Genomic DNA, 26,103 nt, shown 5'->3' with positions numbered 1-26,103 from the left:
CCGTATTTTGGATGTGATTCAGACTGTAAAGAAAGTGTGGATGGAGAATACATCGATGGAAAGGTTCTTTCTTAGACGTATTATTCGGAAGAATGTATGCGCTCAACGTTCCCCGACTACGTGGATGTCGACTATACCGACGGAGACGGCGAAGAGCCGACGGACTATCCGTCGCTTCAGGAGAAAATCGAGAAAGCCATCGAGGTGACGCGCACCGGCCTCGAGGAGTATGAGAATCCGGCCGTCATGTGGACGGGCGGGAAAGACTCCACGCTGACGCTGTATTTCATCAACCAAGTTGCGCGAAAATTCGACTACGAAAAGCCAACTGCGGTGTTCATCGACCACTACCAGCACTTCGACGAGATCATCGATTTCGTCGAACGCTGGGCGTCCGAGTGGGAAATCGAGCTCACGTACGCGCGGAACGAGGATATCGGAGCGTACGTCGACGAACACGACCTCGAGCCAGGCGACGACATCCCAGTCTCTGCCCTCTCCGATCACAATCGGCACCACGTCCGCGAACTGCTCGAATACGACGACGAAACGTTCCCGTTCCTGCTCGATACGTACGTCGGGAACCACCTGCTAAAAACGGTCGCGCTCAACGACGTGCTCGAGCGCGACGAAATCGACGGCGTGATTTCGGGCGTCCGCTGGGACGAACAGGAAGCGCGCGCCGACGAGACGTTCTTCTCGCCGCGACACGACCCCGACATCTATCCGCCCCACGACCGGATCCAGCCGATCCTGCAGTTCGACGAGCGCGACGTCTGGGACGTCTTCTGGAATTACGTGGTTCCGGACGTCGTCGCTGAGTTCCCCGACGACGGGTACGTTCCGCAGTCGGCCGACGACCTCCCCGACGGGGTTACGCAAGAAGACGTGCCGATTTCGCCGAAATACTTCGCCGGATTCCGGTCGCTCGGGAGCGAAGTGAGTACGGAGAAAACGACCGAAGACCCGGCCTGGTTGCAGGATCTAGAAAACACGACCGAACGAGCGGGACGCGCGCAGGATAAAGAGGACCTGATGGAGCGGTTGCGCGATCTGGGGTACATGTAGAACGACGCCTCGGGAATCAACAGGAAGAGCCGACGGAAGCGGCTCGAGGCGCGGCGAAACGAAACCGCACAGTACGCTTACCACTCGCGATTTATCGCCCGCCGGTAGCGCCGTTCCGCCTGTTCGGTAACGGTATCCCAGTCGAATCGTTCCGCGCGACGCGCGGGGTCCGTAGCGGGACGTTCTCCTTCGAGCGTTCGCTCTAGGAGACGAGCGATATCGTCCGCGGTCGGCGACGCGAGAAAGCCCGCGTCGCCGATCACTTCGGCGGCCGCGGACTCGGGATGATCGGCTGCGATGACGGTACAGTCGGCCGCCATCGCCTCCGCAAACGTGATTCCGAACCCTTCTCGCGTCGACGGCGACGCGAAGACGTCCGCAGCGCGCATGTGTGCCAGCACGTCGGTGTACTCCTCGAGGAAGCCGAGCATCGTCACCCGGTCGGCGTGCTCGAGGGACCGGACCTGCCGCTCGAGGCGGTCCCGCTCCGGCCCGTCGCCGATGATTCCGAGCGTGACGTCGGGCGCCGTCTCGGCGACGCGGTCGAACGCCTCGAGCAGTAAATCGACGTGCTTGTCTTCGATGAGTCGACCGGCGTAGAGCACATCGAATCCGTCCCGAGCAGGGTCGGTCGTTTCGATCTGATCGACGTCGATCCCGTTCGGAACGACTGCGATAGCGTCTCGCGACGGGCCGAGTTCCGCGAGTCGATCGGCGGTGACGCTCGAGACGGCGATCGGGTAGTGCGGCGCTTTGGCGGTGAGACGCTCGACGGCCTTCCCGAAGGGGGCGAGTCGACCGAGGTACTCGTCCCAGTAATCGAGCCACACCTCGTGCCAGGTCGTGATCAGCGGGGTATCGGTCAGCAGGGTCATCAACTTCGATGCGAGGACGGGGAAGTAGGGAAACAGCGACGCGACGACGACGTCGTGTCGCTCCACGTTTCGACGGAGATCCGGAAGCAGTCGAGCGGAAAACTCGAGCGCCTCCGTGATCGACCGTCGCTCGTCGGCGTAGAGATCGCGCGACGGCGCGACGCCGTACAGCGTGACTCCCTCGTGGTCCGTAACTTGCGGGCCGTCCCAGAAGTGACGTCCGTAGACGGTAACGTCGTGTCCTGCCGCAGCGAGTCGAGTTCCGATCTCGTGAATGCGTTTTTCAGCACCGCCTTTTACGAACGGAAACACGACGTTCGAGACGAACGCGATATCCATGCTGTCACCGTCGGAACACGAACACTAATGCCCTTTTGAACTCCGGGCCGCTGCTAGTGTCGGCGCATCGGGTACTCGCGAAGCTAGTCCGAACCAGAATGTCACCGAAGAATAAAACTATAAAGAGACTGTTTCCGTCTCACACAGTGATGACAGATACCTGTGACCACGTCATTTTACTCTCTGCCGACGCTCTCCGAGCGGATCACCTCTCGTGTTACGGTTACCACCGGGAGACGACACCCGTCCTCGATGACCTCGCCGCGGAAAGCCTCCGGTTCACTCGGGCGTACAGCGCGAGCTCGCACACTCGCGAAGCGGTACCGGCGTTGCTGACCGGCGAGTATCCCGACACCGCAATCGATTCCGACTATCGGCTCGCGACGGAGACGATCGCGTCGACACTGTCCGAAAGCGGATTTGCAACCGGGGGTTTCCACTCGAACCCGTTCGTCTCCCGCGCGTACGGGTTCGATCGCGGATTCGACGAGTTCGACGACGATCTCCACTTCGGCAAACACAAACTCGTCGCGCTGGCCCAGCGTGCGCTCGATAAAGTTCGGAATCGACACTACGCTCGAGCGGAAGAGATCAACGAACGGTCCCTCGCCTGGATCGACTCCGTAGACGGAACCGATCCGTTCTTTCTGTGGAATCACTACATGGACACGCACGGGCCGTACGAACCGCCGGAAACGTACCAGCGCCAATATTACGGCGAAACGGTTTCGGACAGTAAAGCCCAGTCACTCTATCAGCGGGCGATCGACGATCCCGACTCGATCACCGAGGCGGAACGGCAGTTACTGATCGACCTGTACGACGCCGAAATTCGATACAACGACGAGCGAATCGGGGAATTTCTCGCGTCGTTGCGGGAACGGGACCTGCTCGAGAGATCGTTGTTGATCGTCACGGCCGACCACGGCGATGCGTTCGGCGAACACGGCTACTACGAACATCCGCGCTACCTGCACGATGAGATCACGCACGTTCCACTCATCGTTCGTCCGCCGGGTGGTGCGGACGAGACGACGGTGTCAACGCCTGTGAGTACGCTGAGCATCGCGCCGACGATACAGCAATCCGTCGGGATCAGCAGCGACGGTCAATCGTTGCTGTCGACGGACGCCGACGACGTCGAATCGGACCAACCGGTCTTCTCGCAGGCACGTGGCGAGGGGGACCACGACCACGTTCGGCGGTACGCGATCCGGACGGCGAACGGCGCGTGCTTCTGCGAACGGAATCAGGACACCGGCGCGCTCGAGTTCTCGGCGTGTACGGACCCCTCGCTTCGCGATGAACTAGAATCGCACATCAAGAAGCGCGTGCAGCAAAGGGACGACGGGAAGACGGCGGAAGCCGACGTCGACGGCGACGTCGACGAGGAGATCGAACACCGACTAAGTGCGCTTGGATACAAGGACTGACAATGAGAATCGCGATGATTCAGGACGACTGGTGGCCGCGAACCGGCGGCGGACCGGTCCACGTCAAAGATCTATCGGTGGCGCTCGCGGAACAATTCGACCACACGATCGACATCTACACGCGAGCGCTCGAAAAAGACGGGCAGTCACACGTGAACGCGGAAACGTTCGCCGGCGGAAACGTGAGAGTCCACCGGCTCAAGCCGTCGACGGAGTACTGGAACGCGGTCGGTCGAGTATCGTCTCTCGCCACCCCGGTTCCACACCTGGTCACGGAACAGTTCGATATCGTCCACGGCCACACGTTTTTGCCCGCGGTCCCGACCCGCGTCGGTGGAGCACTCACCGACGCCGCGACCGTGTTTACGGTCCACGGGACCGCGCTGACATCCGGTGTCGGCCGGGACGAGTCCGGACTCGCGGCCGTCAAACGACGTCTGGAGCGACTGTTCGTTCTCAACTTCGAATACGACCACGTGATCTCGGTTAACACCGAGCACCTCGACCTCCTCGGGGGGTATCACGCCGATGTTTCGTGCGTACCGAACGGCGTTGATCTCGATCGGTTCGACGTGAGCGTCGATTCACGCGACGAAATTCTCTTCCTCGGTCGGCTCGCGCCGAAAAAACGGGTGAGCGATCTCATTGCTGCGTTCGATCGCCTTGCCGACGAGTACCCCGAGACGGACCTCGTTATCGTCGGGACCGGACCGAAGCGTGACGCGCTACAATCGCAGGTGAAGGGAGCGGGACTCGAAGATCGCGTCCGCTTCGAAGGCCGCGTTTCGGACGAGGCGATTCCGCAATACTACCGTCGAGCCCGTCTTTTCGTCCTGCCGTCCGTCTGGGAGGGGCACCCGTTGACGCTGCTCGAGGCCTGGGCCGCCGAAGTGCCCGTAATAACGAGCGACGTCGAAGGAATCGCCGAATTCATCGATCACGAGGAGACCGGATTCCTCGTCCCGCCGGAGTCGCCTGCCGAACTCGCAGACGCGATCCGATACGGACTTTCGAACCCGAACGAGAGCGAATCGTGGGCTGAAAACGCGTACGAGATGGTTAGCACCGAGTACTCTTGGGAGGGAGTTGCCGCCCAGACGAACCGTATTTACGAACGAATCGTCTGACCGGATACCAGTCATACGCCGCCGCGCCGTTATTCCATATAGCCGAGGTTTGCAAGTCGCTCCTCGACATCGGACGGCTCGTCGTTCGATCGGCCGTCCGCGTACCCATCTACGAGAGTGTCCCAGTTTGCACGCTCGATGGCCGTCTCCGCGTCGAGTAAGACCGTCCCGTCTGTATCGGTATCCACGGGGATTCCTAACGCCGCCGCAACCGAGGGTGCGATATCGTAAATCGACGCCTCGTCGTCGCACGCGAGTTCACGATTCGAGAGCAAAATCCCGTTCGGTTTGTGATTCTTGTGCGGGTTCCGCCGGAACGTGTCGAGAATAGAGCCGCTAACGTCGTACCGGTAGTCCCGCGGAATGAGGACGATGTCGGGGGCGTCCTCGAGGTGATCGCCGTCGTAGACCTCCTCCTTCGAACGAACTGCCTCGAAGACCAATTCACCGTCCGGGTCACGAACCCGCTCGAGTTCGTTGATAAGCGTGGCGCGTACCTCCTCGTACTCGGCTCTCGGAATCTGGCCGTTCGGGTCCCGTCCCTCGACGTTCAAGTGCACGCCGAGACTGTTAAAATACAGTTGGAAGGCTTCGGACTCCGCGTGATCGACGACCTGATTTTGGGCGGCAACGAGAGCGTCTTCGGGAAGGAACCGTTCGACCACGTCGGCGACTCCGATCGTCGAGAGCAGGCGGTGAATGCGGTGGGGTGAGAGGCCAACTCTCGTAAAACCGCCCGCGACCGCTTCAATCGCGTTCGCCGACAGGGTACCATCACCATGGTCGTCACCGTCCCGCTGCAACTCCTTTTTCTGCTGGCGGAAGTATTGCGTCTCGCCCGCCGACGTCTCACAGTATCCGTGTGTAGCGAGCCAGGAGTTGATATAGAACGTCCACTCGTAGTCACCCATTCCGTGGTCGGAGACCAGAAAGACCGTCGGATCGTCCCCGCCGAGATCGAGGATATCGCCGACAAATTCGTCGACCTTCTCCAGGACGTGACGGACGTTCTCCGGGTCGTCGAAGTCGTGGAACACCGAATCCGTCACCTGGAACTGGACCGCTAGCAAATCCCACTCGTAGCGAGAATCGAGAAACCGGGCCATGTCTCGGCGATGACTGGCGACATCGACGTACTCGCTGACGGCATCTTCGTCGGCGCCGTACTCGGGATAAATCCTGTACTCGCCGTATTTAGCTTCGTATTCGTCTTTGAGATGGCGCGGATGAAAGACGGTCTCTTCTTGAGCGAGATAACCGGGTACAACCGCACCGTTCTCGAGGGCCGATGGCGGATGTGTAACGGGATAGTTTACGACGATCGGCGTGCGGTTTTCGGCATCGGCTATCTCGAACAAATACGGCGCATCGACGTCAGATCGATCGATGAGGTGCTTGTCGTATCCGTCTCGCCTGAAAAAATCGAAAACGCCGTGCTTGCCGGGATTCCGACCGGAAAGCAGCGACGGCCACGCGCACGGCGTCCATGGCGGATGCGTACTGCGCAGCTCACACGACGTATCGTCTGAGGCTAATCGATGGAGATTCGTCAACGATTGCGGCGTCAGCCACCGGTCTATTTCCGACCAACCGAGCCCGTCGAGTCCGATCAGAATTACGGACGAACGTGTCATATTACACATGTACTTTCGAGGAGATCAATGAGGGTTTCGGTCGAAACCAAATGTATTTGATGTCGTGGAAAAAACCCCAGAATGGTGATTGACCCATTAGAGTGTACGTGTTAAGCGGACAGCTCGGCGCCGGCGGCGTCCCGAAGGTCATCTACAACGTCACGACGAATCTCCGGGAGAGCGTAGAGGAAATCCGTATCGCGTACCTCGGTGGGAACGACGACAGCGTCACGAGATTCCGCGACGCCGGCTTGGAAGTCGAATGCCTGGGAGAGAAGTTTCCCGACGTTCGCCATCCGGTACGGCTGAATCGAAGCCTCCGGGAGTTCGCACCGGATATCGTTCATACGCATATGGGCGCCGCATCGCTTCTGGGTCGGAGCGTCGGACAGCTTCGCGATACGGCGATCGTCTCGACGATGCACAATCTGTACCGAGAGCGCGCGTTCGCAGCCCGCGCGATGGATTATCCGACGAGTCCACTCGCGGACGCGATCGTTTCAGTCTCTCGATCGGTGCAGAAGTCGCTGCCCGAAAGATTCGGGATCGGTGCCCGGTCAACCGTGATCCACAACTGTATCGACGTCGACGCCGTAGTCAGGCGTGGACAGGCTACCGGCGACGACGTCGCGTGGGCAGCTGACGTTCCGGAAGGCCCGTTAATCGCCTGTGTCGCGCGTATGAGCGAAAAGAAGGGACAACACCACTTGATACGGGCGTTTCAAAGCGTACTGGAGGAGTATCCGAACGCGCAGCTGGCGTTAACCGGGTGGAGCGATTACAAGCGGAAACTCATCGAACTGGCAAAGAACCTCGATATAGACGATCACGTTCACTTTTTAGGGAAGGTACCGAATCCGTATACGGTTTACAGTGCTGCCGACATCATCGCGTTCCCGTCGAAGTTTGAAGGGTTTAGCATCGGGATGCTCGAAGCGATGGCATTCGGTAAGCCGATCGTCGCCACGGGAATCGGCCCGTTCCGAGAAGCGCTCGGAGCGGACCACGAATACGCAACTCCCGAACATCCGCTTGACTTGGCCGACCTCATCGTAACGTATCTCTCCGACGACGATCTGGCCGCCGAAAGAGGCCGAAAAGCGCAAAATCGTGTTCGAAATAAATTTTCAGGATCGGTCGGTGCCGAGAAACACTATCAACTCTACCAAGAGCTCCGAACTTAATCGACGTAGCCGAGTTGTTCCAGCCTGTCTTTTGCTGCCTCGCTCACGTCCGACGTTTCATTGACGAACTCGGTACTCTGCGCTCGGTTAGCGTCGATAAGGTCGTTCATGATCGAGCGAAGGTGTGCGGCTTTCTGTGGCTCGTCTCCGATAACGTTCGTTCGTTCGTCCGGGACGCGAAAGAGGACCTCCTGTGAAGATGCTACCTGGCGAAGCAGGGAAAACACTGTCCGAGCAGGTTGACTGGTAACGTCGGCCGCTGAGACCGGCTCAGTATCCGTTTTGATGTATTTGTAGTCCGCCGTTCGGATGGATCTGTATCGAACGTTTCCACCCAGCGTCGGGCTGTCCGAGTAGACGTATTCGTTGATGGGACTGCCACTTTCAACGAGCGGCAGCAGCGATGACCCCTGAATAGGGAGTTCCAAGTCCGAAACGAGATCCACGATCGTACCGACGACATCGATCGTTTGCACTAACTCCGAGTACTCGTCTCCCGCGTGCTCCGATTCGGGCGGTTTGAACACTAACGGGACGTGTAGAAGTTCCTCGTAGGGAATCACCGCTTGATGGCCAACGTATCCGTATCTATCGACGATTCTAAACTTGGACGCGAAGCCGGGAAAGAGCGTGCTGATCGTCGTGGACAACCAGTTCGGGATTTGCTCTAACCGGCCGTGTTCAGAAAGCAATTCTCCGTGGTCGCCGAGAAAGAACAGCGCCGTATTCTCGTACTCACCGATGGATTTGAGATGCTGGACGAGCCGTCCGAACTGCCGATCGGAGTGTCGGATCACGTCGTCGTACAGATCGACAACGGTCTGAGCCTGGTCGTACGTCGTCTCTTTCAGTTCGGGTACCGTTCCGTCAATTTCGACGGACTCGTCCGTGAACTCACCCGCTCGAGGGAAAAAGGGGTTGTGCGTCCCGAGGGACCAAATAAATCCGAAAAACGGATCGGAGAAACCGGACCCGACCCAATCGACGAAGCGATCAGTACAGAGCTTCGCGGTGTCCGATTCGTGTGGATCGTGGTCATCAAAAATTTCGTCAAACTCGTCGAACCCGGGGTCGAAATTACGCATTCGAGAGACTTGATCCACCGTGGAAAAGGCCCCCGTTTCGTAGCCTTGCTGTCCTAGTCTCGTCGCTAGTCGAGGAAGATTATCGGGAACCTGGTCCGCCACCCGTAGAGCACCGTGCGTCTCCGGGTAGAGTCCGGTAAGAATCGACGCGCTGGACGGCGACGTCCAGATCGCCTGTGAGAAGGCGTTCGAGAATCGAACTCCGTCCTCGCTAACTTGATCCAGGTGTGGCGTCGTCTCGCGATCGTACCCGAAACAGGACGTATGATCGGCGCGGAGGCTATCAGAGACATATACGACTATATTCGGGCGGTCGATCATTTTCGTCCTATTTTTCGGAGAGTCTATTTATGATTGGCTATCTTCACTACAATACTAACGCCACCTAGTTAAAATATAAAAGCATCCCACTCGATTATTCTGGGAGAGATATTCCGGCCCAGAGAATCAAAATTGGTGTGTACGAATTATTAACATATTCTGGATACAGCAGTAGATAATACTCAATATGGTAGATAATAGGAGGACGTACGCGGAAAAAATAGCGATTATCGGTTGCTGTCTCGCCCTCAGTATCGGGACGTTGATCACGGTCCTGACACCAGCGAACGGTTACGAACTCTCGATCTATAAGGCAACTCCAGCTATAGTTTGGGTATTACTGCTGTTCTCGTTGGTTATTTCGGTTATCGTAGCCTTTGCGACGCTGTCGAGAAGAATTCGATGGGTAGGAATCGGTATCGCTTGGACAGCGGCCATAGTCCTGACCGCTCTACCGTATCTACGCGGCTATTGGTTGTACGGAAGATTCGATCCCATGAACCATCACGGGATAGTTATCGATCTCACGTATAATATTAATCCGCTGGAGACCACCATTTATCCGAATATGCATATTCTAGCGCATACGATTTCAACGATCACTGGGATCAACTCAAATCGTGCGCTCCTGCTGATCCCACCGCTGTTCGTTCTCATCTACTGCTTCGGTATCTATACAGTAGTTGGCCGCGTCTCTCGCACAACATTGGGTCGAACGATCGGGGCGACGGTCCCGCTAACGTTCATGTGGATTATCGGCGTACGACATCCGAAGGTCGTCCCCGCACCGACTGTTGCAGCGTTGCTGTTGCTTCCCTTCGTTCTCTTCGCAGTTATCCTCGCGTATCAACAGACAACGACCGGATCACGTATTACCGCGATCGGGGTACTGGTGGCGTTCGTATTCTATCATCCACAGCATACGGTCGTTCTACTCGGAGGACTTCTGTTCCTATTCGCAGCGAAGAAAATAGAGCTACCCAAAAGAAGACCGACCACTACGTCAACGACCATATTTTCGTTAGCGGTTATAGAGGGAGTTGTAACTGTATACTGGCTTCTCTCGCGCCCCCAAATAGCAGGGACCATACAAGGGACGATACTCAGCCTCCAACATAGTGCATCGGTCAGTAATGCAACACCGGCAAAGTCCGGACTGCAGATGGTCGGCGGGAGTCTCCTTGAATTGGCGATAAAGGTCCTCCTTCCAAAAGGGATACTCGCACTGTCCGTTGCGGTGCTTGTCGTGTTGTATCTCTACAATAGAGAGCTGTCCATATTCCGATTGCCGACAGTATGGCTTTGTATCGGAATAGCGTGTTCAGCGGTGGCTTTCAGTCTTCTTTTCGCAGTCATCGGAATGCGAAGCCAGATGTTCCGGTATATTGGACTCCTCTCGACACTTGCGGCGATTTCGTTCGCTGTACTCGGCGGCGAGTACAGCCCCAGATTTCCGACCGCATTTCGCTCTGCGATCGTCGTTATAATAGTCGTTGCAATGATAGCGACAGTGCCAATTATGTACCAGTCTGACTATACATATCAGCCGAATAATCAAGTGACCGAATCATCCGTCAATGGATACGAATTCGCGTTTGAGAACAGCAATGCGGATATCGGCGACATTCGTACTATCGAAAATCGTCCCAGTAGATTCGTACACACTATCTACGGGAAACACCACAGCAATCAGTTAGGCTACATCAGTTGGCAATCACAACGACGCATTGTACTGCCCCATTTTCAGGCGACTACGCTGAATGAATCCGGCTATTTGATGATAACGGATTATGCGGAAGAACAGCACGTGGAGCTATATCAGGGACTGCGCTACTCTGAAAAAGACTTTAATCGAGTTGCCGCTTCCGCAGACCAGATTTACTCGTCAAAGGGAGCGACACTTTATCGGACAGGCGTTCGTTCGAACAGTTCACAACGCGCGGAAGAACTCTCAAATCTAACTTCCGAACGGAGATAGCACGAGTTATTTTTCGATATACCCTAATTTCTCGAGTCTATCGGACACGTCAGTGGATACGTCGATCTGAGAATCATTCGACGAAATTTCGTCTAAGCGTTCATTACAAAGTTGACGGAGCTCATTGGCTATCTCTCGATGTTCGTCAATAACGTTGTTCCGCTCACGGTCATCCACAGATAGATCATAAAGTTCCTCGGAGTCCGTTTGTTTATTCAGGATGTATTTCCACCGTCCTTTGCGAACGCTCAGTATCGCTTTCTCCGGTTGGACCGTCCCACCGAGCCCCTCCTTCGGCGTATGGGAGAGTTCAGAGAAAACTGGCCGGTCATTTTGGCTACCGTCTTCCGTCAACAGAGACGGAGTTTTCCACTCGGCGCTCGGTTCAACATCGAAGAGATCTGCAACGGTCGCCGGCACTCGAGCGACCGAAACCGGCTTCGAAACGGTTTTCGGTTCGTGCCGGTCGGAATAGATGATCAACGGAACGTGAACCAATTCTTCATAGAGTTTCGGCGGATGACCGAAATGTCCGTGTTCACCGAACTCCTCGCCATGATCAGCGCAGATAATAAGCGTGAATTCGTCATACTGCTCTCTAATGTGAGAAGCTAATTCCTTTATATTAGAATCGATGTAGGACGCTTCAGCTTCGTAATAGTCCCACAGTGCGTTCAGTACCGCATCGGAAAGCGAGCATTCCGCATCTTCCTCCAGTATCTTCGGGTGATACTCGCTGATGATGGTGTTTATTTCGGTTCTCGAATAGGAGTCAGGTTTTCCTCGAAAGTGTTGATCGGGTGGATAATACGGGGTGTGCGTATCCATATAATGAGCCCACACGAACAGGTCCTCGGTCTGTCCGTCTATTTTTTCGAAGAGCGACTTCGTGACGGTTTCGGCCCTTAGATAGGGAATTTCATCCTCTTCCGACGACGCCGTTGCTTTTCTCAGTAACTGCGTGATCTTCTCCCCGATATGAAGGACCGTCTGGTTATTGCGGATGAAGTCGCTGTTTCTCACCTTTTCTCGAACTTCGCTCACTCTGCTCTCTCCTTCAATACCGGTAAAATCGTCAAACCCAGTGTCAAAATTATAGACGCTAGACGTAGGGGTGCTACTCGACACGCCGATCGTGCTCACCGAAGACGGGAGCTGCTCCGCTATCGTGGTATGCTCCTCTCGAAGTTTCGCGTATCCGTGTTGAAGTGGCAGCGTGCCAGCTAAGATACCTGGAAAAGCCGATGAGGTGCCGGATCCGGTCGCAACTGCGTTAGTAAAATTAATTCCCTGTGACGATGCCTTCCAGAGGAACGGCGTCACTTCTTCGGAAATCAGGTCCGCTCGAAAGGCATCCAGCGTGATCAAGAATACGGCTGTCATACCTCCGTAATTAGCGCTGGAGTATTATTTAACCACCGCTAGCTGGTTTAATATTATCCGGAAGCAGTAGATTTACGATAGTATCGTTCCCTTCGATGAAATATTATGAGTGAGAGGATGGAGAATCATGGTTGATTCTTCAGCGAATTATATTTAGAGAGTATGAAGTCAGGCCTACCCACTGATATTATATCGAACCTAGTTGTTGAGATTTTGATCCGTCTCCGAGGATTGATATTCATACCACTCATCACGGCGACCCTCGGATTAGCTGCATTCGGCGTTTATTCGCAAATACTCGCGATAACCCGACTGCTACAGTTGATATTCGGTCTCGGACTACATTATTCGTTAATCCGTTTCGCGAAGTCGAATGAAGACGATCTCGCCGAAATCTATTATTCCATCCTGGTGATATCGATTATAAGCGGGGTAGTGGTCTACGGATTACTCTATTTGTTTGCGACGACTATCTCGTCGCTCACACTCGGCACCGTCGAGTACGCAGCCGTGATCCAAATCGGTGGCTTCCTCGTCGTAACGCGGATACTATTAAAGCTGCAGGAGGATTTCTACAGATCTCGGTCTCATCTGAAGCGATACTCTATAATTCGCGGCGTCGAGGCGTACGGAATTATAGGGATCGTTCTCCTCGTTCTGTTTGTATTCGAGGGCACTCTCGAGGAGTTATTCCTTGGTATAGTCGGTGTCGAAGTGCTTATCTCGGGGATACTTCAAGTGTTGATCGCGAATGATATCGGATGGTCGGTCCCTCGCTTCGAGAAAACAGTCGACCACCTTCGATACGCAATTCCGTTTGCGTTTTCCCATCTAGCAAGCACGATTTCGGGTCGAATCGACCGAATACTCGTGGGGTCCTTTTTAGGACCGGCAGCAGTCGGCGTCTATTCAGCCGCCTACCAGCTCGCAGTTTCGATCACTATCTATACGTTCCCGATCCGGACCGTCTATTTCCCGGAGATAAGCGAGTTGTTCGAGAACGACAGAAGAGACGAGATCAAACTCCTGTTAGATACCGGAAGCAGATACTTCCTGCTCATAGCAGTCCCGAGTATCGCCGGTCTTTATACACTCACACCGGACTTGGTAGCTATTCTCTTAGAGACCAGTGCCGAAGTTCCATCGAACTATCTCGTCGCAACTATCGCGGTCGGGATCGCCCTCCGGGGCCTCGATCGAATAATAGCAACGACGCTCAACGCTGCGAAGAAAAACGTACTAGCGGCAAAGATACGGTATCTAGGCGCCGGCCTGAACACGGTCATGAATATACTATTGATACCGATCTTGGGGGTCTTTGGGGCTGCAATTACGACGTCGCTGACCTACGGTCTGACGTTCTGTCTGGTGTTTGTATTCGTGAGAAGGATAATTCCGGTCAAATTCCCTCTCCTGACGATACTCCGTACTACCTTTGCGGCCCTCCTCATGGTAGCGGTATTAGAAACGGGGATCGTCCACTCTATACCGGCGAAGATCATCACAGGAGTTGCCAGTTACACGGCAGTCACCGTTGCAGTCGGAGAACTAACGAAAGACGACGTCGACAAACTCTACAACGAAATAGTGGCCACTAGCTGATGCGATAGGGACTAGTTCTATTCAGTACCACTAATACGGATTAAAAGGAAGTGACTATAGACACCAATCGCTATGGTGACTACTAAACAGATACTACGGAACACTGTTCGACCGCGAGAAGCGCTGATGACTGTCAATTCGAAATTCACGTACGTCTCACAAGCGCACGACTACAATCGAAGCGGCGTCGATGTGATGGACGAAGACTGGGATACGCTGATCATCCTCGACGCCTGTCGGTACGATATATTCGCAGAGCACCACGACCTACCGGGGAAACTCGAGTCACGAATTTCGCGCGGAGGGGGAACCGTCGAGTTCCTGCGAGGAAACTTTCGCGATCGAGAGCTCCCGGACACGGTCTATGTCACCGCGACGCCCCAAATTTCGCGCTTGCAAAGCGAACTCAACGTCGAGTTCCACGATATCGTTGATGTCTGGACCGACCGATGGGATAACGATATACAGAACGTCCCGCCCGACGAAATGACCGACGCGGCTCGAGACGCACTCGAGAAGTATCCAAACAAGCGTCTGATAATCCACTATAACCAGCCGCACGGGCCGTTCTTAGGTCCGACAGCGGAAGAGTTAGTGATCGGACCGAATCGGGAGGCGGATCCGTCGTTGCTCGAATTTCTCACCTACGAGTTGAAGCACGATCTCGTCACCGCCGAAGACTGGCGGGCAGCCCTTCGCGAAACCTTCGAGATTGTACACGACTACGTAGCAGAGCTTTTAGAGGAAATAGACGGGAAAACGGTGGTAACCGCTGATCACGGCGAGATGTTGGGCGAACGGGGCTCGCCGATTCCGATCAGTTACTGCGGCCACCAGATCGGGATCCACCACGACGCGCTAGTGAAAGTGCCCTGGCTCGTGTACGAATCGGGAGACCGACGAGAGATCGAGTCGGGTGAGAAAACGGAAAGCGGATCCCAAGACTACGCCGATCAAAGCGTCGGGGAGCGGTTACGGGACCTCGGCTATATGAATTAGCTGCCGTACAGGCAACAACGGTGACCGTTTCGTCGGTACCGCACTCTTATCACGAGTATTGCACAATAGACGGGTAGACCAGCGCACAGCTATGACCGAAGAAGGGTATGAAACTAATTTTGAGCCGGAAGAACGACTCGTGGTCCGCTGCGTGCGGACAGCGTTCGAGCCCGATACGGACGCCGTGGCTATCCCTGAAGACGCGCTAAATTGGGACGAGGTGATTACGATCACCGGGAAGCACGGTGTTAGTTACCTCGTTTTAGACGCATTACGCACTCAGGACGGTGTTCCGCCAGAAGCATTCGAGAAACTCAAAGCACAAGCGCAGCGCCGCTCGCATCGAAATCTTCAGATGGTCCAAGAGTTGGTGGAGGTCGTTCGGTCGTTTCGAAACCGAGGGATTCGAGCGATTCCATATAAGGGGCCGGTCATCGCCGAGCGTGCGTACGGCGATATTGGTCGACGCGACTTCGGCGATCTCGACTTGCTCGTTTCGCGCGATGCCCTCCCCAAAGCCAAAGCCGCACTGTACGAGCGGGGCTATCAGCCGTGGTACGAGCTCACCGATGCGCAGGAGTGGGTCTACGATAGAGTTAGTCGCGATTATCCGTTGAAACACCCGTCGACCGCCACGGAAATCGAACTACACTGGCAGATCGTTGACCGGTACTTTCCGACTCGGCTTAACTTTGAGACCGTCTGGAGTCGACGCGAATCGCTGTCGATCGCCGACAGCGAGCTACCCGTTCTGTCGCCGGAAGATCGGCTCCTCATGCTGTGTGTTCACGGAACCCGACATCGGTGGGAGCGACTGCAGTGGATCTGCGATGTTGCAGCGTATTTACGAACGCGTTCGTTCGACTGGGAAACCCTCGATAGGCGTGCCCGGTCCCATCGCTGCGAACGAATGGTGTACCTTGGACTCGCGACCGCGGCCGGTCTTCTCGACGCTCCGCTTCCCGACGATGTTCGGCAGAAAATTCGATCGGATCCGGAGATTCCTGGGTTACGATCGCACGTGTACGGTAACCTCTTCAGCGGGAAGAACAATTTCCGGCTGAAGCAGTACCAGTCCCGAACGCTGGATCGCAACCGCGACAAAGTACGGCTCTGGCTCGGCGGAATCTGTACCCCCACCCCCGCCGATATCACGGCCGTCTCGCTTCCACGGCTGCTCGCTCCGCTTTATGTCGTCGTGCGCTGGCTGCGGGTGAGTCGAATACTGCTGTCGCGGCTTCGGGAGTCGCGTGGAACGTGATTACTAGGAAGAGTCCGCAGGAGACGACGTTCGCCAAACGTATAGGTGACTGTAGGACACACAGGCAATACGACGATAGCAGAGAGTAATGGTACAGCACACTGCGTACGACCTAACGATACGTTCGGACTTCCGACTGCCCGACTTACCGATCGTCGAGAGACGGGCGACCGACGTGGACGTAGAGATATGTCGCGGAAACGTCGAGCCTGTTCCGGAGGCCGAAAGAGATGGAGATTGCGGGGGACGCCATATCGAAGCAACGCCCGATGCAGTACGGCTTACGTACGACTCCCTCGGTTCCGTCCTGGTCGAAGACGGCGACCGGATCACTTTCGATCCGCTCGAGGAGCACGTCGTCGAAAGAGAGCATTTCTACCGGCTCATCGAAAACGAACTCTTAGGACTAGTCCTCCATCAGCGAGATCATCTAGTGCTCCACGCTAGTGCCGTCTCCGTTAACGGGCAGGCGGTAGTGTTTCTCGGACCGAGAGGCGCGGGGAAATCGACGACTGCGGCGGCATTCAACGCGAGCGGGTATTCGATTCTCGAGGACGACGTCGTCGCCATCCGATTCGATTCAAATGGTCCCACGGTACTACCGGGCGTACCGCAACTGCGGTTGCGACCGGACGCAGCGACGGCCCTCGGTCTGGAAGACAGCACGACGCCCTTCTCGGATTCGTGGTACGAGAAACGATTGCTCCGGATCGACGAGATTCCTGATCCCGCCCCGCTAGCCGGCTGTTACGTGCTGCGGGAAGGCGACGAACTCGGCCTCGAGGCGATATCCGGACCGGAGTCGGTGTTGGAACTCGTCTCGAGAACGTACGCTCGAGGTTTGCTCGGCGATACGGACCAGTTTGCAGTTCACTTCCAGCAGTGTCGACGAGTCGTCGAGACCGCGCCGATCCGAATAGTACGCCGACCCGACGATCACGCGCGGCTCCCGGAGCTAGTCGAGGTAGTGGTTACCGATCTAAAGTAAAACAAAATACTGCTGTTCGTTACGTCGGAGCGGGTTGGATGGACCCGAGGAGCGGGGTGTTCTCACTCCACTGGTCGGACGCCACTCCTTCCTTGTTCACTTGTTCCGTGACCGATTCGATCGAGCCGTATTCAGTCAGTTCGGGCGGACTGTACTGACTGCTATCTTTGTTGCCGGACATCGCATTCTATAAGTATATCTGATATTACTTAATTCTGACTGGCGTGTAGAATTAATAGCCGTTTGTGGTGATCGAACGAAGAAGGTTCCTAGTCGTCCACGGTCGACGAACGCACACCGGACGTGTGGAGTTCCCCGTCGCTGTGACGAGGATTCCGATCAGCAACGGTATCCGCATCGAACCACTTCGAGAGCGAGAGCGCTCGAAAGAGCACTCGCGCATCACGGATATCGGCGTTTCCGGGGAACCGGTCGTAGGTCGTTCGCAGTTCCTGCTCATCGAGATACGTCGTTAGCGGGCCGGGATCGTTGACCAGTCGTTGAAGGTCCTCCTGCTCGAGGGCTAACGAATTGCAGAACCCCTCACTCATGTCGGTTTTCCATGGACGCGTTCGGATTTGTTCCGGCAGAAGGTCGCGGAGCGATCGTCGAATGATCGAACGAGTCCATCCGTCCGAAAGCTGCTGTGACGGGGGCATCGCGAGGGAAAACTCGACGAGGCGCGTATCGGTGAACGGATACCGCGGCTCGACACCGAACGCAGCGAACGCTAAATCCGCGGTCTCCAAACTCGCCGTTAGCAGTCCGGAAAGCAATGACCGGCGTTGGCGCCGGCGTGCCGTTTCTCGGAGGACGGAGACGCCCAAATCGGTCGCTTTGATTCGGCGTCGCAGTCCGATTCGATCGACAAACGCCGAATCGAGGGCGGGGTTTTCGGCCGCTTCCAGGATGGGGTCGCCGCGTAATCGCGAGCGCAACCGATCGAGCTGTTCCGGGACGAGCGGCGCTACCGCGTGTCGAACGAACAGGTGTCGCGGCGAAGCGCCGACGATGTCGCTCATCGCTCGAAGCTCGCTCCAGAGTTGCCACCAGCGACCCGTCCGCAGTAACTCCGATAGAAATCCGAGTCCGTATCCGACGGCGCTGTCCCCGAGCGCGCCTTCCAGCAAGACGTCGACGCCATCTCGATCGGCGCGTTTCACGCGCTCCCAGATAGCGTGATGCATCGTATCGTGAGGCGGCAGATCGTAGTGGCGAAACATCCGCTCGCAATCCCCGAAGGATCCGACGTCGTCGAGAAACACGTAGTTGGATTCGATCCCCCGCCGGGCGGTCACCGATTCGATGAACTCGCGTTCGTCGCTCGAGGGAGCGTCGTCGTAGACGTTCGAGAACGTCGGTAACGATTTCGCCGACGGGACCAGGGTCCGCGCCATCACGGTAATCGACGACGAATCGAGCCCGCCGCTGAGCGACGTCCCGACGGTGCCGCTCGTCCGAAGGCGACACTCGACGGCCTGCTGAAAGAGTTCGCGGAAGCGACGCTCGTAGGCCGAGTCCGACTCAAGCGAGATCGTTCGCGTCGGATCGAGGTCCCAGTACTGGCGCTTTTCGACGTCGGTGGTGCCGATAGTCAACGTGTGAGCGGGCGGGAGCCGCCGGATCTCCCGGTAAAACGTCCGCTCTTTGTCGTCGAACCGCCCGACGAGAAAATCGCCGATCTTCACCTCGTCGACGGCGGCCGAGACGGCCGGATGAGTCAGCAGCGCCTTCAATTCGGACGCGGCCGCGAAGACGTCATCGCCGCGGTGAACGTACAGCGGTTTGACGCCGAACCGGTCGCGTGCGCAAAAGACGACGTCTCGATCATCGTCCCAGATAACGAAGGCGAACGAACCGAGTAACCGTTCGACGCAGTTCCGACCCCATTTTTTGTACGCGGCCAGAAGCAGTTGGCTATCGGGAACGGGACGTCCAGCCTCCCGAAGCCCGAGTTTCTGGCGTAGTTCACCCCTATTATCGAGGCGAGCGTCGGCGACGACGACGAGACCGTCGTCCCGAGCGGGCTGGTCATCGAACTTCGATTCCGGCGTCGACTGGAGGTGCTGATGGCCCAGTGCGACGTTCCCGTCACACCAGAGCCCGCTCCCGTCGGGACCGCGATGGTCGATCCGATCGAGCATCGCTCGAGCGACGCCCCGATCGAGACCGGTCCCCTGACGGTTGAACAGGACGACAAAACCGCTCACGAGTTGGTCCCTCGGTTCAAGGGTGGTAACGGTTCGTACTGCGAGAGGTCCTCCAGATCACCGATCAGGATCTCGCCGTCGAACTCGAGCCAACTGTGCGCTTTCACGGCGCCGTCGGATCCTTTCGTGACGCCGATCCGGTGGTCTGGCGTGAACGCGTAGAGACGAAGGAGCGTTTCGGTCGTCAACGACCGGACGAGACACGTCCTCGATCCCGGCAGCTGGCGGTCAGCCGCCTCGGTAGCTGAAACGATTCGGGCCGGCGTGGGGTCGCCGGGAATCGCTACTGCCGCGACGTCGCTGGCCCGTAACAGAAACCGCCGAACCCGTTCGAACCGAATCACGACGAGTACCGGCGGCAGCGAGAGCAACAGGGCGACTGCAGCGAGCACTCGAACCTGATCCCCGACCGAATACGAGAGAAACGAAGGCGTTCGCCCCATGTGTGAGCTATGTCGTCTCGAACCGAACGAGGTTCTTCTCGTTCATCTCTACTAGGATGTCCTCGACGTCGTTTCGACAGCGGTTGTCCGAGACATCGTACGTCGCGGTCACTTCATCACATATTTCCTCGATCGTTCGGGGTCGCTGTAACGAGTCCCAGACGACCGTCCCAACCTCGTTGAGACCGTAGTATTTCTCCGCGTCCCGGTGGAGGATAACGGTCTCCCCGTCGATCGTCGTTGCCAGGCAGTTCTCAGTTCGGCTGACTTGTGTCGATGCGGAAAGGTTGGTCACGTCTAGTACCCCCGATTAGGAGGGATATCGAGGGGACAACTATTAATCCTTCTGACGTGAATCCGGATTATGTGCGACATTTGGACTAGAAACACGCTCGGGCGCTCAGAAGCCGAGCGCTGAATCGTCTCGCTACGCTCTGCGGGTTATCCAGTCCAGAATCGTTCGAGCGCCGGGAAATCCGTCGAGTGCCCAAACGGTAAAGACGACGACAGCGAGCAACAACTGGACGCCGAACTGGTCAAACAGGAGATGCCGCCAGGGGAATGTCTGGAGCGTTTGCACGTGGGCGACCCACTGTTGAAGGTGGTCAGCGAAGCTATCCGAGGGATACGTCGGCGGCGAGAACAGGGGCCACAGGAGATAGCTGGCGGGTTCGAAGTTACCCGCGAGTAACGGCCGCCACGCATCGCCGAGCAGATGGGTGAAGACGCCGATCGAAACGGCGACCGCGAGACCACCGCGGTCGTACCGTTTGCCGATGAGGAACAACAGCAGACAAATCGGGATAGTCGTCAACAACGAGTGCCCGATCGCTCGCCCGTCGAAGACGTCGAACCACCAGTTGAGCGGTTTATCGATGAGATCGGGAGCCTGCGTTCCAAGCGCGAGTGCGAGTACAGGTTGCCCCTGTGGCGGGCGATCCAGAAGGACGCGCGTTCCGACAGTGTAAACGAGATAGCCGACGCCGAGATGGCCCCACGGAAGCATTGTAGTCTTCTCGCTAGTCCAATGCGGATACCGTAAGCTTTCGCATTCGTTCGGTCTAGTCCGTCCACTAGCGGGCCGGTGGTTCGAGGGTGGTACTGTATTTTATTTAAATCGCTTTCGTGGTAGACGCTACGCGAAACACATGTCAGGCGACATCCGCGAAAAAGCGGCCGCGATCCACGAGGCGATGCTGTTTCGTCCGCTCCTCGGAACGGCAATCGTCGTACTGAGTCTCGCGACGGCGCTTCTCGAGGGGATCGGACTCGGGTTCTTGCTCCCGATCGTTGAACTCGCCCAGTCGTCGGCACCGCCGAGCGATGCAGACGGGATTCTCGGAACATTCGTTCGCCTCTATTCGTTTTTCGGCCTCCCGTTCACGCTCGAGCTACTCATTCTCGGGGTTGCAGCGGTTATGGGCGTCCGGTTCGTGCTGAGTTTCCTCACCGCGTGGCTGCAGTCGGTGCTCAGTATGAGTTACCAGCGCCATCTCCGGCAGCGCCTGTTCGACTCGTTGGTGTACGGACCGATCGAGTACATCGACCGAGCCGGCTCCGACGAACTGCTCAACAGTCTCATCACGGAAACGAACCGGGCCGGGGGGATCGCTATGGCGGGGTTCAAGATCGTCGAGGTGACGCTTCGGGGCGGGATCTATCTCGTCATCGCGGCGCTCCTCTCCCTGGAGCTGACGGCGGTCGCGCTCGTGGGACTCGGACTGAGCACGATAGCGGTCCGGTACGTCCTCGAGCCGGCGTACACGGCCGGCGACGACATCGCGACTGCAAACGACCGAATACAGACGATCTCCCAGACCGCCATTCAGGGAATGCGCGACGTCCGGCTGTTCAACATGCGATCGGAGCTCGTCGATCGAATGCGAACCGTGCTCGATGACTACGAAACCGACAGCGTGAGGCTCCGGCGCAACCAGGCGGCGCTGAACAATCTCAATCGGTTTTCGAACGCCATCGTCGTCTTCGGGCTCGTTTACGCTGGGTTCAGGTACACGAGTCTCACGCTGGCGCAACTCAGCGTGTTCCTCTTTGCGGTCTTTCGACTGTCGCCCGTCGTGAACCAGATAAACACCGCCCTCTACCAATTGGACGGGCAACTGCCCCACGTCGTCCGCGTCCAGTCGCGAATCCACGAACTCGAGTCGAAGAAACAGAGCGACGCCGACGGTGACCGTCCCGTCGAATCGATCGACCGGCTCGAATTCGACGACGTCTCGTTCGCGTACGACGACGGCGAGCGAGTCCTCGAGTCCGTCTCGTTCGGCGTTTCCCGCGGGGAAAAGATCGCGCTCGTCGGCCCGTCGGGAGCCGGGAAATCGACGATCGTGTCGTTGCTCGGTCGATTGCAGCGTCCCGACACCGGTCGAATTCTCGCGGACGGAACGCCGATCGAAGCGTTCGACGTGACGCAGTGGCGGCGACGAATCGCCGTGGTCAGGCAGGATCCGTACCTGTTCGACGGAACGCTCCTCGAAAACGTCAAGGTGGGCAATCGGGATGCCCCTCGAGCCGCGGTCGAGCGAGCCTGTGAGATCGCCCAAGTGACCGAATTCCTTTCGGAGCTCCCGAACGGGTACGAGACCGAACTCGGCGAAGACGGGGTGCGGCTGTCCGGCGGGCAGAAACAACGCGTTGCGATCGCGCGAGCGCTCCTCACGGACGCCGACCTGTTAGTGCTCGACGAAGCGACCAGCGAACTCGATTCGAACATCGAGCGGGACGTGTATGCAGGAATCAACGCATTGGAGGATCAGTACGCGACGATCAGTATCGCACATGACCTCTCGACGATCGACGATGCTGACCGAATCTACACCCTCGTCGACGGAACCGTCGTCGAAAACGGAACGCACGAGCAACTCCTCGAACGCGACGGGCCCTACGCCGACCTCTATGCGACACAGTCGTGAGGAGCACGTCGCAGGGTCATCCGAACCACGAACCACGCGGACGCAGAACGACGCGAACGGCGAAGCGATCCCGAGCGGTTGAATCGGATTACGTCTCCGCGTCGTTGACCCAAAGATGGACGTGATACTCGGCGGTATCAATCGACGGCTCGTCCGGGACGATATCGTTACCGCCGGGGTACAACAACCAAACGAATCGAGTGTTCTCGGCGGTCATCGTCGGTTCGAGTCGGTGTTGATGGCGCCACGTTTCGTTGTGAGCTAACCGCGTCTCGAAGCGATCGAGTTCGCGTTGCGCTTCGACGATCGTCTCGTTGTCGTCGACGGTTACGGACTGCTCGAGCAGGACGACGGTATAGTTGGTCGCTTCGTATTCGTGGTTGTCGACGCCGACGGTGATCGGTTGCGACTCTCCATGCGCGAATTCGGTGGTATAGTTATCGGCAACTAGTTCTCCGTCCTCGGTCTCGGAAAGCAGATACACGGCGGAGTACTGTTCGCTTTCCTGCGAGACGACGACTGCAAACGAGACCGTCCCGGCGGCGAGGACGACGGAGGCGACGAGTAGGACGTTCAGGATCGTCCCGCGACGCGACGGCGACTCGAAAAGCTCGCTCCGGCCAGCGCGGTACCACTCGCGGTACGGAATGCGAAATCGGTCTTCGTCGGAAAGTCGCCACCGTCGAACGGCGGCAATCGCGGTCATAGCGATCGTGAAACTAGTCAGCGCGAGCGTGATCGGGATCAATCGAACGCCCCACGGAGTGAAGTTGAGAGCGAGCCCAATCAACGGAACGACAGCGAGGCTTCCGCCAAAGGAGAGCGCGATGCGTTCGAGCCGATTAATTCCCGGCCGGTGAAGCGGACTGAGTCCCCAGCTAGTCTCTCGAGACTGACCACTAGTCGCCGACGTCGCGATAGCCGTCCCGTCTTCGGGAAAGAGAGCGGCAACGGAGACGTATCCGGGAACAAATAGAACGAAGACGAGCCCGAGCGGGATCCGAAGCGGCGTCTCACGCAGTATCGGCACGAACACGGCACCGTTGACTAGTCCGGTGACGACGACGGCCGCTGCGAGATCGGCCGGCAACCGGCGTGCTCGGTCGGGAACATCAAATCGCTGTATTCGTCGGTCTTCCATTCGGTGCGGGATATGTTTACTAACCATGAAAAATCGGTCGATCGGCTCAACTATCGTTTCCAGTCCCTGGAAACTGCGCGCGATCGAAAGACGTGGAACCGGTAATTTCAACACAGAACACACAAAATTAGAGAGATACGAATCAAACGTAACGAGTCCGGATAGAGAATCGACCCTATCCGGATAGAATATCGACGCGTTACGCGGCCGTCCCGACCGTGTCGATCGACGGACCGGTGAGCGTGAACGACACCGACGCACGCCCCCTCGAAGTCGACAGAACGGGATGATCCCAATGAGTACGTCACAACCCACCGAACGATCGGAGACGGATGGCGGATCGACTACCGCTCCAGTAGCGGCGACGACAGCTCGGACCGATCGATTCGATATCGCGTCGCGAATCGAATTCCTCGGATCCGAGAATCCGTATAAGGAGTACGTGCGAGCGCGTAAAACTTACCGGCGGGCGGCTCTCGTACTCGCGACGGTCGGCCTCGCAATGCTTGCAGGAGGCGTACTGTTACCTGCTGAACGCACCGTGTTCGTCGCGCTCGGAGCGATCGGCGTGTACGGAGCGGTACTCACATACTACGTAACCCCCGAACGATTCGTCGCTGCGAATGTGGCCGAGCGTATCTACGGAACGACCGCTGATAACTGGTCGATGCTCGCGAGCGCCCTCGATTTGCAATCCATTCGTATCTATCGACCCGGCAAAGGAACCCAATCACCTCGGCTATGCGTGCCGCGACACGAGCGTGGGCGGACGCTGAACACGGTCCAATCGACGAACGCGCCTAGTCTCGAGGAACGGCAGGATCTAGTTCTCGAGCCGATCGGTGCGGCTCTCGTGAGGGAGATCGAACACACACTCTCGGGTGAACTCGCCCAGAAACCCGCACCGCTTGCCGTGCAGCTCTGTGACGGAATCACCGACCAGTTCGAACTTGCATCTCGTGCAAACCCCCAGTTCGATCCCGAGTCGGACTGCGTCACGGTCGCGATTTCGGATAGTGCGGTCGGCCCGCTCGATCGATTCGATCACCCGATTCCGTCGATTCTCGCAACTGGACTGGCGACGGGACTCGAACGACCGGTGAAAGTAGACGTGACCAGCGCGGACGGTCGGGCTGACTGGTTCGTTACCTGTCAGTTTTATACGAGCAGTGCGGACCGAGATCGGATCGGAGGAACCAACGAGGGCTAGCGAAACGTCTCGGAAGACGGGATCGGGATGGTTAACGAAGTCGACAGGAACCGCTCGACTCGTCAAATAGTCACACCGGAAGAACTTCCGGCGGAAGGATAGCGACGATTCGGCGGACGACGAGTACTGTAAAGCCGATCAATCCGAGTACGATCGGCCAGATCAAGCGCTGTCGCCAACGCGGGGTAACGCTCACCGGGGCCGTAAGTTCGGTTACGACTAAGAACCCGATCAGCGAGAACAGAAAGAGCAAATCATACGTAAGCGAATCTAAGACTGTTAGGAGGAGAACGACACTCAGTAGCCAGGCAAAATGAGCGTAGATAAATCGCTGTCTGCGGAGTGATGGCATCTACTTCGAATAACTGTCGAGCGGTGTGATAAAATTCGGGTTTGCTCGACGGGGTCGGTCTCCCGTGAGCAGGGCTAGACGGCGATACGAAAGACACCGAGTCGAGAACGGCTGCAATCGATCGCTGCATGACGAGAACGGTAATCGGCGCTGTCGTCATCGACGGATGCAGCTCGGCACTTCAGCGAGAGCAGTACTTACGAGCAACCTCCTCGTACTCTTCGTCGTTGAGCGCCGCAGGGAGTTCGGGCACTGTCGACGGTGGAACCTTCAACGGAGTAGTGGAAAATCGTTGGCGCTCGGACCGTCGTGGTACCGCTTGACAGTTGGATTCGGTATCCGGCTCACCATTGCCGGCTTCGTAGATTGAATCGCGACCGATTGTCGGATTCGGCAGACGGGGTATCGAGCTGTAAGCCGAATCGTCGGCGAACTGCTCGCAGGCGGTGCGGGAACGGTCGCTACGAGCGTTACATTTCGACGAGGGCTGTGGCCGTTCCGGCACCGGATCTGCTACACATCGCCCCTAGTTATCTATTC

The 26,103-nt window shown here is 57.1% G+C and carries 21 protein-coding genes; 10 read left to right on the top strand and 11 right to left on the bottom strand.

Going from position 1 to position 26,103, the window contains the following annotated elements; all coding sequences use genetic code 11:
* Positions 1-96 precede the first annotated feature (96 nt).
* The gene (locus tag HALXA_RS17960; protein WP_013875674.1) at positions 97-1,068 is read left to right on the top strand and encodes a phosphoadenosine phosphosulfate reductase family protein; all 972 of its coding nucleotides are present in this window, start codon (positions 97-99) and stop codon (positions 1,066-1,068) included.
* A 77-nt stretch (positions 1,069-1,145) separates the two neighbouring features.
* On the opposite strand, the gene HALXA_RS17955 is transcribed toward HALXA_RS17960, so the two are convergent.
* On the bottom strand, positions 1,146-2,282 hold the full coding sequence (locus tag HALXA_RS17955) for a glycosyltransferase family 4 protein (RefSeq protein WP_013875673.1): 1,137 nt from the start codon (positions 2,280-2,282) through the stop codon (positions 1,146-1,148).
* A 149-nt stretch (positions 2,283-2,431) separates the two neighbouring features.
* Between HALXA_RS17955 and HALXA_RS17950 the strand changes: the two genes are divergently transcribed.
* Together HALXA_RS17950 and HALXA_RS17945 are read left to right on the top strand one after the other, a co-directional pair.
* A complete protein-coding gene (locus HALXA_RS17950; RefSeq protein ID WP_013875672.1) occupies positions 2,432-3,715 on the top strand; it encodes a sulfatase in 1,284 nt (427 codons plus the stop codon).
* A 2-nt stretch (positions 3,716-3,717) separates the two neighbouring features.
* On the top strand, positions 3,718-4,842 hold the full coding sequence (locus HALXA_RS17945) for a glycosyltransferase family 4 protein (protein WP_013875671.1): 1,125 nt from the start codon (positions 3,718-3,720) through the stop codon (positions 4,840-4,842).
* 29 nt (positions 4,843-4,871) lie between these two features.
* On the opposite strand, the gene HALXA_RS17940 is transcribed toward HALXA_RS17945, so the two are convergent.
* Positions 4,872-6,476, bottom strand: a complete 1,605-nt coding sequence (locus HALXA_RS17940; protein ID WP_013875670.1) for an alkaline phosphatase family protein — start codon at positions 6,474-6,476, stop codon at positions 4,872-4,874.
* Between the two features lie 101 nt (positions 6,477-6,577).
* Between HALXA_RS17940 and HALXA_RS17930 the strand changes: the two genes are divergently transcribed.
* Positions 6,578-7,660 carry a glycosyltransferase family 4 protein gene (locus HALXA_RS17930; protein ID WP_013875669.1) on the top strand — a complete coding sequence of 361 codons (1,083 nt, stop codon included), beginning with the start codon at positions 6,578-6,580 and terminating at the stop codon, positions 7,658-7,660.
* On the opposite strand, the gene HALXA_RS17925 is transcribed toward HALXA_RS17930, so the two are convergent.
* Complete coding sequence (locus HALXA_RS17925; protein ID WP_013875668.1) at positions 7,657-9,066, bottom strand: sulfatase; 1,410 nt, start codon at positions 9,064-9,066, stop codon at positions 7,657-7,659. The genes HALXA_RS17930 and HALXA_RS17925 overlap by 4 nt on opposite strands.
* Before the next feature lie 187 nt (positions 9,067-9,253).
* Between HALXA_RS17925 and HALXA_RS21155 the strand changes: the two genes are divergently transcribed.
* Positions 9,254-11,044 carry a hypothetical protein gene (locus HALXA_RS21155; RefSeq protein ID WP_013875667.1) on the top strand — a complete coding sequence of 597 codons (1,791 nt, stop codon included), beginning with the start codon at positions 9,254-9,256 and terminating at the stop codon, positions 11,042-11,044.
* A gap of 6 nt (positions 11,045-11,050) precedes the next feature.
* Here the strand turns inward: HALXA_RS21155 and HALXA_RS17920 are convergent, their stop codons facing one another.
* Positions 11,051-12,427 (bottom strand): sulfatase-like hydrolase/transferase, encoded by a 1,377-nt coding sequence (locus tag HALXA_RS17920; RefSeq protein WP_013875666.1) that lies wholly within the window; start codon positions 12,425-12,427, stop codon positions 11,051-11,053.
* 162 nt (positions 12,428-12,589) lie between these two features.
* Here HALXA_RS17920 and HALXA_RS17915 point away from each other — a divergent pair, with 162 nt between their 5' ends.
* The 3 genes from HALXA_RS17915 to HALXA_RS17905 all read left to right on the top strand — a co-directional run bounded on the left by HALXA_RS17915 (position 12,590) and on the right by HALXA_RS17905 (position 16,289).
* Positions 12,590-14,029 (top strand): flippase, encoded by a 1,440-nt coding sequence (locus HALXA_RS17915; RefSeq protein ID WP_013875665.1) that lies wholly within the window; start codon positions 12,590-12,592, stop codon positions 14,027-14,029.
* A gap of 126 nt (positions 14,030-14,155) precedes the next feature.
* Positions 14,156-15,028: a hypothetical protein gene (locus HALXA_RS17910; protein ID WP_013875664.1), complete on the top strand. Its 873-nt coding sequence runs from the start codon at positions 14,156-14,158 to the stop codon at positions 15,026-15,028.
* Positions 15,029-15,119: 91 nt separating this feature from the next.
* A complete protein-coding gene (locus tag HALXA_RS17905) occupies positions 15,120-16,289 on the top strand; it encodes a nucleotidyltransferase domain-containing protein (protein ID WP_013875663.1) in 1,170 nt (389 codons plus the stop codon).
* A gap of 145 nt (positions 16,290-16,434) precedes the next feature.
* Here the strand turns inward: HALXA_RS17905 and HALXA_RS22535 are convergent, their stop codons facing one another.
* Positions 16,435-16,662, bottom strand: a complete 228-nt coding sequence (locus HALXA_RS22535; protein WP_245550143.1) for a hypothetical protein — start codon at positions 16,660-16,662, stop codon at positions 16,435-16,437.
* Between the two features lie 60 nt (positions 16,663-16,722).
* On the opposite strand from HALXA_RS22535, the gene HALXA_RS22530 reads away from it, so the two are divergent.
* Complete coding sequence (locus tag HALXA_RS22530; protein WP_245550142.1) at positions 16,723-17,277, top strand: hypothetical protein; 555 nt, start codon at positions 16,723-16,725, stop codon at positions 17,275-17,277.
* A 269-nt stretch (positions 17,278-17,546) separates the two neighbouring features.
* Here HALXA_RS22530 and asnB read toward each other — a convergent pair whose 3' ends face one another.
* The 4 genes from asnB to HALXA_RS17880 form a co-directional block, all read right to left on the bottom strand.
* On the bottom strand, positions 17,547-19,487 hold the full coding sequence (gene asnB, locus HALXA_RS17895; protein ID WP_013875660.1) for an asparagine synthase (glutamine-hydrolyzing): 1,941 nt from the start codon (positions 19,485-19,487) through the stop codon (positions 17,547-17,549).
* A complete protein-coding gene (locus HALXA_RS17890; RefSeq protein ID WP_013875659.1) occupies positions 19,484-19,930 on the bottom strand; it encodes a lasso peptide biosynthesis B2 protein in 447 nt (148 codons plus the stop codon). Before HALXA_RS17890 ends, asnB begins: the two co-directional genes overlap by 4 nt.
* A gap of 7 nt (positions 19,931-19,937) precedes the next feature.
* Positions 19,938-20,225, bottom strand: coding sequence for a PqqD family protein (locus HALXA_RS17885; protein ID WP_013875658.1), 288 nt, complete (start codon positions 20,223-20,225; stop codon positions 19,938-19,940).
* A 132-nt stretch (positions 20,226-20,357) separates the two neighbouring features.
* On the bottom strand, positions 20,358-20,936 hold the full coding sequence (locus HALXA_RS17880) for a metal-dependent hydrolase (RefSeq protein WP_013875657.1): 579 nt from the start codon (positions 20,934-20,936) through the stop codon (positions 20,358-20,360).
* Between the two features lie 142 nt (positions 20,937-21,078).
* Here HALXA_RS17880 and HALXA_RS17875 point away from each other — a divergent pair, with 142 nt between their 5' ends.
* On the top strand, positions 21,079-22,860 hold the full coding sequence (locus tag HALXA_RS17875) for an ABC transporter ATP-binding protein (protein WP_013875656.1): 1,782 nt from the start codon (positions 21,079-21,081) through the stop codon (positions 22,858-22,860).
* 88 nt (positions 22,861-22,948) lie between these two features.
* On the opposite strand, the gene HALXA_RS17870 is transcribed toward HALXA_RS17875, so the two are convergent.
* Complete coding sequence (locus tag HALXA_RS17870) at positions 22,949-24,001, bottom strand: DUF1616 domain-containing protein (protein ID WP_013875655.1); 1,053 nt, start codon at positions 23,999-24,001, stop codon at positions 22,949-22,951.
* Between the two features lie 1,280 nt (positions 24,002-25,281).
* A complete protein-coding gene (locus HALXA_RS22525) occupies positions 25,282-25,563 on the bottom strand; it encodes a hypothetical protein (RefSeq protein ID WP_013875653.1) in 282 nt (93 codons plus the stop codon).
* Between the last annotated feature and the right edge of the window lie 540 nt (positions 25,564-26,103).

The organism is Halopiger xanaduensis SH-6 (assembly GCF_000217715.1).
GTDB classification, from domain to species: Archaea; Halobacteriota; Halobacteria; order Halobacteriales; family Natrialbaceae; genus Halopiger; species Halopiger xanaduensis.
This window is presented reverse-complemented; position numbering and strand designations above follow the sequence as displayed.

Bases quoted from the DNA above. Each gene is read 5' to 3' on its own strand.
- HALXA_RS17915 (WP_013875665.1), top strand. From the start codon at position 12,590: ATGAAGTCAGGCCTACCCACTGATATTATATCGAACCTAGTTGTTGAG.
- HALXA_RS17945 (WP_013875671.1), top strand. From the start codon at position 3,718: ATGAGAATCGCGATGATTCAGGACGACTGGTGGCCGCGAACCGGCGGC.
- HALXA_RS17870 (WP_013875655.1), bottom strand. From the start codon at position 24,001: ATGGAAGACCGACGAATACAGCGATTTGATGTTCCCGACCGAGCACGC.
- HALXA_RS17950 (WP_013875672.1), top strand. From the start codon at position 2,432: ATGACAGATACCTGTGACCACGTCATTTTACTCTCTGCCGACGCTCTC.
- HALXA_RS17925 (WP_013875668.1), bottom strand. From the start codon at position 9,066: ATGATCGACCGCCCGAATATAGTCGTATATGTCTCTGATAGCCTCCGC.
- HALXA_RS17905 (WP_013875663.1), top strand. From the start codon at position 15,120: ATGACCGAAGAAGGGTATGAAACTAATTTTGAGCCGGAAGAACGACTC.
- HALXA_RS22525 (WP_013875653.1), bottom strand. From the start codon at position 25,563: ATGCCATCACTCCGCAGACAGCGATTTATCTACGCTCATTTTGCCTGG.
- HALXA_RS17920 (WP_013875666.1), bottom strand. From the start codon at position 12,427: ATGACAGCCGTATTCTTGATCACGCTGGATGCCTTTCGAGCGGACCTG.
- HALXA_RS17890 (WP_013875659.1), bottom strand. From the start codon at position 19,930: ATGGGGCGAACGCCTTCGTTTCTCTCGTATTCGGTCGGGGATCAGGTT.
- HALXA_RS17910 (WP_013875664.1), top strand. From the start codon at position 14,156: ATGACTGTCAATTCGAAATTCACGTACGTCTCACAAGCGCACGACTAC.
- HALXA_RS21155 (WP_013875667.1), top strand. From the start codon at position 9,254: ATGGTAGATAATAGGAGGACGTACGCGGAAAAAATAGCGATTATCGGT.
- HALXA_RS17960 (WP_013875674.1), top strand. From the start codon at position 97: ATGCGCTCAACGTTCCCCGACTACGTGGATGTCGACTATACCGACGGA.
- HALXA_RS17875 (WP_013875656.1), top strand. From the start codon at position 21,079: ATGTCAGGCGACATCCGCGAAAAAGCGGCCGCGATCCACGAGGCGATG.
- HALXA_RS22535 (WP_245550143.1), bottom strand. From the start codon at position 16,662: ATGCTCTCTTTCGACGACGTGCTCCTCGAGCGGATCGAAAGTGATCCG.
- HALXA_RS17880 (WP_013875657.1), bottom strand. From the start codon at position 20,936: ATGCTTCCGTGGGGCCATCTCGGCGTCGGCTATCTCGTTTACACTGTC.
- HALXA_RS17940 (WP_013875670.1), bottom strand. From the start codon at position 6,476: ATGACACGTTCGTCCGTAATTCTGATCGGACTCGACGGGCTCGGTTGG.
- HALXA_RS17955 (WP_013875673.1), bottom strand. From the start codon at position 2,282: ATGGATATCGCGTTCGTCTCGAACGTCGTGTTTCCGTTCGTAAAAGGC.